Origin of the sequence: Kocuria sp. NPDC057446 (assembly GCF_042802875.1) — a bacterium.
GTDB lineage: Bacteria > Actinomycetota > Actinomycetes > Actinomycetales > Micrococcaceae > Kocuria.
In genome coordinates, this window is record NZ_JBHVDI010000276.1 from 1 (window position 1) to 1,918 (window position 1,918).

General features: G+C 69.2%; 1 protein-coding gene. It reads right to left on the reverse strand.

Annotated features, from left to right (window positions below; translation table 11 throughout):
- Nucleotides 1-56: 56 nt before the first annotated feature.
- Nucleotides 57-1,763: a carbon starvation protein A gene (locus tag ACFU0Y_RS18035; protein ID WP_380216325.1), complete on the reverse strand. Its 1,707-nt coding sequence runs from the start codon at nt 1,761-1,763 to the stop codon at nt 57-59.
- Between the last annotated feature and the right edge of the window lie 155 nt (nt 1,764-1,918).

A 1,918-nucleotide genomic window follows, 5' to 3' on the forward strand; every position in this document is an offset into this window, starting at 1 on the left:
GGCCCGCCCCGAGGCGGGCCTGCACGGAGCGCAGCCGGTCGAGGGTGCTCACCGGCTCACAGGGAGCGGTTCTCCCCGGCCGAGGTGCTCACGGTCTCCTCGTCGAGTTCGGGCGGGTTCTTCCGTGCCGCGTTCATCGCCGTCACGGACTCGACGATGACCCACAGGGCCGCGATCAGGATGATCACGTCGAGGACGAGCAGGAACCAGTTCTCGGCGGCCCAGAACTGTCCCAGCTGGACGATCAGCGCGTACACCGACATCACGAGCAGGAACACCAGGGGGATCAGCACCGGCAGCACCGGGCGGCCCTTGCGCAGCAGGATCACCGCGATCATCGACAGGGTCAGACCGGCCAGCAGCTGGTTGGTGGTGCCGAACAGCGGCCAGATGAGCATGCCGCCCGAGCCGTCCGCACCGGCGCTGAAGACCAGCCCCACGCACACGGCCAGGACGATGAGCGTGGCGATCGCCTTGTTGAGGGTGACGCCCATGATGTGGAAGGCTTCCTGCACCACGAAGCGCTGCAGGCGGATGCCGGTGTCCATGGTGGTGGCCGCGAAGAGGACGGCCATGGTCGCCAGGATGGTCGCGCTCAGCGACGGGGGAATGCCCAGGCCGGAGTTCACGACCGAGGCTCCGCCCTGCACGAAGGCGGCCACGCCGCCCTGACCGAACGCCGAGTAAACCTCTTCCCAGTCGGCGATGGTGCGGAAGCCGGCGGTCGTGGCGATGATCGCGCCGAGCGCCAGGAGGCCCTCGCCGACGGCGCCGAAGTAGCCGACGAAGCGGGCGTCCGTCTCCTTGTCCAGCTGCTTGGAGGACGTCCCCGAGGCCACGATGCCGTGGAAGCCGGAGATCGCCCCGCAGGCGATGGTCACGAACAGCAGCGGCACGAGGCTCGGCGTGCCCTCGGGCACGGAGTCGTTGAAGGCCGGGGCCACGATGGTCGGGGAGGAGATCAGCACCGCGCCGTAGAGGATGCCCAGGGCGATGAACAGCTGGAGGCCGTTGATGTAGTCGCGCGGCTGCAGCAGCATCCACACGGGCAGCACGGACGCGATGCCGGCGTAGACGAAGAGCACCACGATCCAGAACGCGTTGGCCGGCAGGCCCAGGACCGTCTCCGGCAGGACCACCGGGAAGCGGTCCCCGAGCAGGATGAGCGCGTAGAGCGCCACGACGCCGACGACGGAGACGACGGCGAGGTTCCACTTGTAGCGGTAGACCGCCTGGCCGATGAGCAGGGCCACCACGATGGCGCCCCACGTGGGGATGACCGAGGTGGGCGTGCCGACCAGCAGGTTGGAGATCACCACGGCGAACGCGGCGTTGACCATGAGCAGCACGAGGAAGATCACGACCAGGAACAGGTTGCGGCCGCGGTGGCCGATGTACTTCCCGGACAGCGCGCCGATGGACTTGCCCCGGTGCCGGTTGGACGCCCACAGGGCGCCGAGGTCGTGGACGCCGGCGAAGAAGACGGTGCCGATGGTGACCCAGAGGAACGCGGGCATCCAGCCCCAGATGACGGCGATGGCGGGGCCCACGATGGGGGCCGCGCCGGCCACGGAGGTGAAGTGGTGGCCCCAGAGCACGTACTTGTTGGTGGGGACGTAGTCCACGCCGTCGCTGAGCTCGTGGGCGGGGGTGACGAAGGAGTCCTGGAGCTGGTAGATCCGGCGGGCCACGAACTTCGAGTACAGGAGGTACCCGAGGATCATCATGGCCACACCGACCACGGCGAGGACGATGGAGTTCATGTCGCTCCGATCTTGGTGGGAGGGGCGGCGGTGTTCGCTGGGTCACCATGCTACCGCCGAGTGACCGCTGTCACGGCGTCCCTCCGCGCTCCCGGGGACGTCTCCGGGGGCCGCGCTCCCGGAGCGCGGCCGCCTACGTGCCCGCGGGCTGCCCG